This is a genomic window from Aestuariirhabdus haliotis (assembly GCF_023509475.1).
Classification (GTDB): Bacteria; Pseudomonadota; Gammaproteobacteria; order Pseudomonadales; family Aestuariirhabdaceae; genus Aestuariirhabdus; species Aestuariirhabdus haliotis.
In genome coordinates this window covers 1-5,512 of sequence record NZ_JAKSDZ010000077.1, presented here as the reverse complement: position 1 = coordinate 5,512, position 5,512 = coordinate 1, and the positions used below count along the sequence as shown (strand labels likewise).

The following is a 5,512-nucleotide window of genomic DNA, read 5'->3' as shown; positions in this document are numbered from 1 at the left end:
CATTTAGATCCCGGATACATTACCGCAAACTAATTTGTCGTTATACTTGCAAAAGGAGGGCGAGTCATACATTACATTTCACACTTGGCCCGATATTGAGAAGCGAAATGTCAAATGTAAGGCCTGACCCCAGAAACACTTCCTTAACGCTCAAAGCAGCGGTGCGTAGCATCCGCTGCCTTTGCTTGTTAGAGCTATATTTTCCATACGTTCTCGTATGCCCGCTTAGCTAACTCAGCAGTCCTAATCTTTATTTGTTCTTCACTCCATTCTTCTGAGTCGCGTATAGACTCATCTAAAGGAATTTTCGCTTCTTCTAATATTTCCTTCTTTTCCACAAATGATTTATTAGCAAGCTTATCGTTCAAATCTTGATCAATAAGAATAAGATTCCCAAGTTGCCCGATGATAGTGTCTGGTAATTTTTTAAAACCTTTAGGGCTCTCCGGGTATATATGTTCTATTGTCATTTGTGAATAGTCTACTGGTATACCGTTTTGCTCATAACGGTGTATTTCAGAAAGAATGTATTGAACAAGTTTCTTCTGCTTTGATTTAGACTTGGTAAATACTATTTGTTCGAAATTAACATCAAATTCACTTTGAGAGGGTATCTTTTCTCGAAGTTTAGCCTTGAAATCATTGAGAATTGTATTTCTTGCTTGGGTGTCGTCTGCCGAGGCCAATTTTCGCGCTACAGAAGCATACATCTGGGAAATCCCCCCTGATGAACGCTGTGATGTTACAGCTGTAAATATGAAATGAAATTTAGCAATAGAGCTAATAGCCCTTTCGGTCGAAGCTTTTTTTATACCTTCACCGAAATAGCTTCTTAATACGGATAGAACTGTAGGTACCTGTAACTTAACACGGAAGAGGTTAAGCGCATCTAGTGACCGAATGATTCCGGCTTCTTCTTTTTTCCAAGTTCTATAGGAAGGCTCAAATATAGACCTATAGATTTTGGCATCACATAAAAGGCTTTCCAGAAATTGTTTCGCGTTATCCTTATCGATTTTCTTCTTTATTTCTTTAAATAGTTTTTTCTGAGTTACAAAATCATACTTTGACAACCAATAAGTATGCAAAAACGGATCTATTTCTATGTCGCCTTCCGATTCTTCTATTGTCTTTCTTAGATCAGCCCACTTTTCTTTTGTTGCATCAACGTTGGCATTTCCGGCTTTTATCAGTTTTGTTAAATGGTTCTTAACTAGATCAGACGTATTTAGGTCTTTCCCTCGTGTATTCAGTGTTTCAAAAATCAAATAAGCATCATCTTCATCATCAAGCTCAATAAAAATCACTTTCAAATCGAGCAGACAATCTCTTACCTTTCTTAGTCTAACTTCAGTTCTTTCTTGCTTGGCTTCTTGCTTGATTGCAGTATCAACCTTTATTGAATCAACTAGCCCTTTAATTAATCTCTCTGCTTGCTTGAACGCATTTTGTAGGGTTTTCTCTTCTTCTAAAGGCTGGACGTTTAAATCTGGATCTCCGAATTTCTGGATATGCTCTTGCAGAAACGGGTATGAAGATTCTGAAGTTAATATGTACTCAGCAACATTATCTATGTTCTTCCTTTCAATTAATGAGTGAATACCTTCGGCAGAATCGACAAGCCCAAGTTCACTCATAATATTTCTTAAGACGCACAAAAATATTGTAATAGTAGTCATCCTTTGCTGGCCATCTACAATACCGAAGTAACCTTTTTGCTGTTTGTAAACAACCATAGATCCGATGAAATAATCGTCTTCGTTATCAATGACAATGTCGTCCCAAAAATCTTGAATGTGATCTTTTTCCCAGCTATATGGCCTCTGAAACCTCGGGATGCGGTAGTAGCCTGACTGTAAAATCGATCTAACTTCTTTGTCTGTTGATTCAATCTTCATTTTTCATCCTAGAAATGATGTATAGATGAACTTAGTGCTCTAACAGCTAATTATAAGGAAGAATGTCCCCTTTTCTTATTTGGGGTCAATTCTCGTCATTTCGGTTAGAAATGTAGTTATCTAAAAAAACAGTAATAAAATCAAAACGCTAGAAGCCAAAAAATCCTTTACCTCAGAGCAAGCAAGCCCTGCCCATACACTCTAAGAGTAAATGCCGTCGCCTTCTATAAATTCTAGCCTTTCAAAATCAAGGAGTTAGCAGCCGGTTTCCGGTATACAGGCGACATTCTTCCACTGTACACGGGAAATAGCGGATTCACGAGACGGACGCCAGGGTCGGCTTGGATTGATTATTTCTTGCGCGCTCTCAACCGGTGCCGAATGGTCAGCACCAGTACGGACAGACTGAGTAGCAGGGTCACCAGGTTGGCGGCGATAATGGGCAGGTCCCACACCAGCAAGCCATACAACAACCAGAGCGCCACGCCGGTGGTGAAGATGCTGTACATACCGACGGATATGCCGTCGACATTGCCGGTTTTTAGAATCCAGCGAACCTGGGGGATAAAGGCCAGGGTTGTGCAACAGGCGGCGGCCAAACCGATCAGGGTAATACTGTTCATCGAGTCCTATAAACCTTGAGCGCGTTTACCGGGTGCGCTGCTGCAGGTAGGCATCGTAGTCCGGCGTGTCTTGCTGGTAGTCGCTGTTGATCAGAGTGGAGGCAAAGATAAAATCGGCCGTCGCCTGGTTACAGGCCACCGGCACATTCCAGACCGCGGCAATGCGCAACAGGGCTTTTACATCCGGGTCGTGGGGTTGTTGCTCCAGAGGATCCCAGAAAAAAATCAGCATGTCGATTTCGCCTTCGGCTATTTTGGCCCCCAATTGCTGATCGCCACCCATCGGCCCACTTAGCAGTGAGTTAATCTCACATTTTAGAGTTTGCCCAAGCAAGGCGCCGGTGGTACCGGTGGCATACAACCGGTGCCTGGCCAGCGTTTCACGATGCCGCTGCGACCAGGCCAGCAAACGCGCTTTCTGGTTGTCGTGCGCCACCAGGGCGATCGACTTGGTGGAGCCTATGAGGCGCTGGGTCTGTTCCATGGGTCGCTCGCTCTCGATAATCAATGTCATTCTACCAACCCGTTGTTACCAACGGGTTAAAACCCTCAACAGTGTATCGCCTTAACCTTCCGCTGACATCAGCGCCAACGTGTTATCCAGCATGCGATTGGAAAAGCCCCACTCATTGTCATACCAGGCCATCACTTTCACCAGCCGGCCATTGACCCGGGTCTGGGTAGCATCAAAGCTGGAGGACGCCGCACTGTGATTAAAGTCGATCGACACCAGCGGCTGGGTGTTGCATTCGAGCACCCCTTTCAGGTAACCACGCGAGGCTTCTTCCATAATGTCATTGACCTCGTCGACACTGGTGTCGCGCTCGGCAATAAAGGACAGATCGACCAGAGACACATTGATGGTGGGTACGCGTACCGCCATACCATCAAGCTTGCCGTTCAGTTCGGGCAGCACCAGACCGACCGCCGCCGCCGCGCCGGTTTTGGTCGGAATCATCGACTGGGTAGCGGAGCGTGCCCGATAGGGGTCGCTGTGATAAACATCGCTCAGGTTCTGGTCATTGGTGTAGGCGTGAATAGTGGTCATCATGCCGCTGACCATACCCAACGCATCATTGAGGGGCTTTGCGACCGGCGCCAGACAATTGGTGGTACAGGAAGCGTTGGAGATGATCTGGCTGCTGCGGGTCAGCACATGCTGGTTGATACCATACACCACGGTGGCATCGGCCCCGGCAGCAGGTGCCGAGACGATCACCTTACGGGCCCCTGCAGCAATATGGGCGGCGGCCTTCTCCCGTGAGGTAAAAAGCCCGGTGCATTCATACACCACATCAATATCGAGCTCGGCCCAGGGCAGCCTGGCGGGATCTCGCTCGCAACAGACCCGAATCGCCTGGCCGTTGACCACCAACTGATTCCCCTCCTGCTCGACACTGCCGGTGAAGCGCCCATGCACCGAATCGAATCGGGTCAGGTGGGCGTTGATCTCGGCATCACCCAGATCATTGATGGCTACGATAGTGATCTCTTCCTGCCTGCCCGACTCATAGAGCGCCCGTAAAATATTGCGCCCAATACGTCCGTATCCATTGATGGCAACACGAATGGCCATAATCAGTTCTCCCACTATCGTTCACGAAAGTAATATTACCTATATTAATGCGCACAGATTGACCAATGTCGAGGCATATTTGTTTTTATTACGTAACAATATTAACCCTCAATAATTAAGAGCGCTTTCGATACGCGCTCTCTGAAGCGTACGTCGGCCAAAAGACCGCAAAAATCGCCCAAAGCCCATAAAATATATGAAGTTGGAATCCAACAAACAGGTAGTCAAATTACATCTCTGTTATAGTTCGATCACTGAGTGCTGTGAGCCCAGGCTGCTATTGGGCTCGACCAAGGGGGATAGAGAGTGATCACGCAAACCAATATGCTGAGCCTGATCAGCGAGGCGCTGGATAGCCTGAACCGTTCAGAGCGCAAAGTCGCCGACGTGATTCTGGCCGATCCCCAGGCCGCAACCCGGTCATCGATTGCGGTACTGGCCCGCACAGCAGAGGTGAGCGAACCCACCGTCAATCGTTTCTGCAAGCGCTTTAACGCCAAGGGTTTTCCCGATTTCAAACTGACCCTGGCCCAATCCCTGGTGGGCGGCGTGCCCTACGTTAACCGTCATGTCGAGCCCGACGACACCGCCGAGAGCTATACCCCGAAAATCATCGACGCCACCATTGCCGGGCTGGTGTACGCCAAGGAGAAACTGAGCCCGGCCACCGTAAACCTGGCAGTGGATCAGCTGATCCAGGCCAAACAGATTTTCTTTTATGGCTTGGGAGCCTCCGGCCCGGTCGCCCAGGATGCCCAGCACAAGTTTTTCCGCTTCAACATTCCGGTCAACGCCTACGACGATGTACTGATGCAGCGCATGGTGGCTGCCTCGTGCAGCACTGGCGATGTGGTGGTGACCATCTCCTACACCGGCCGCACCAAAGACACGGTTGAGATCGCCGAGCTGGCGCAAGCATCCGGCGCTACGGTGATCGGCATCACCGCCCCCAACTCCCCTCTGGCCGAGCGTTGCTCGATCGTGCTTGGCGTCGATGCCCCGGAAGATACCGATGTCTATATGCCCATGACGTCGCGCATCGTGCACCTGTCGGTGATCGATATCTTGGCAACCGGCGTGACCCTGCGCCGCGGCCCCGGCTTTCTTAACCACCTCAAATCGATCAAGGACAGCCTCAAAAGCACCCGCTACCAGCGCGAGACCGACGAAAGCTGAACAGTCGATTTCCGGCGCCATCTTTACTTCAGCGGCGCCGAACCCAGACCCGGCAGAACTCCCCTCCTGCACCGCAACGTCATTGACAGTGCCGGGCCTTTCAGACGCTCAACCTTATACCCGCACCAGCAAGGGTGCCGCTTTATGTAATGTATGACTCGCCCTCCTTTTGCAAGTATAACGACAAATTAGTTTGCGGTAATGTATCCGGGATCTAAATGAGTAACTAATTTCTACTC

5 protein-coding genes are annotated in these 5,512 nt (G+C 48.6%); 1 reads left to right on the top strand and 4 read right to left on the bottom strand.

The window, feature by feature from the left end; genetic code table 11:
- Positions 1-194 precede the first annotated feature (194 nt).
- From MIB40_RS19095 to gap, 4 genes are all read right to left on the bottom strand, one after another.
- Positions 195-1,898, bottom strand: coding sequence for a DUF262 domain-containing protein (locus MIB40_RS19095; RefSeq protein ID WP_249697101.1), 1,704 nt, complete (start codon positions 1,896-1,898; stop codon positions 195-197).
- 350 nt (positions 1,899-2,248) lie between these two features.
- Positions 2,249-2,521 carry a SemiSWEET family sugar transporter gene (locus MIB40_RS19090; protein ID WP_249697100.1) on the bottom strand — a complete coding sequence of 91 codons (273 nt, stop codon included), beginning with the start codon at positions 2,519-2,521 and terminating at the stop codon, positions 2,249-2,251.
- Between the two features lie 25 nt (positions 2,522-2,546).
- The gene (locus MIB40_RS19085; protein WP_249697099.1) at positions 2,547-3,035 is read right to left on the bottom strand and encodes a methylglyoxal synthase; all 489 of its coding nucleotides are present in this window, start codon (positions 3,033-3,035) and stop codon (positions 2,547-2,549) included.
- Between the two features lie 51 nt (positions 3,036-3,086).
- Positions 3,087-4,097 carry a type I glyceraldehyde-3-phosphate dehydrogenase gene (gene gap / locus MIB40_RS19080; protein WP_249697098.1) on the bottom strand — a complete coding sequence of 337 codons (1,011 nt, stop codon included), beginning with the start codon at positions 4,095-4,097 and terminating at the stop codon, positions 3,087-3,089.
- 324 nt (positions 4,098-4,421) lie between these two features.
- Here gap and hexR point away from each other — a divergent pair, with 324 nt between their 5' ends.
- Positions 4,422-5,273, top strand: a complete 852-nt coding sequence (gene hexR, locus MIB40_RS19075) for a transcriptional regulator HexR (protein ID WP_249697102.1) — start codon at positions 4,422-4,424, stop codon at positions 5,271-5,273.
- Positions 5,274-5,512 lie beyond the last annotated feature (239 nt).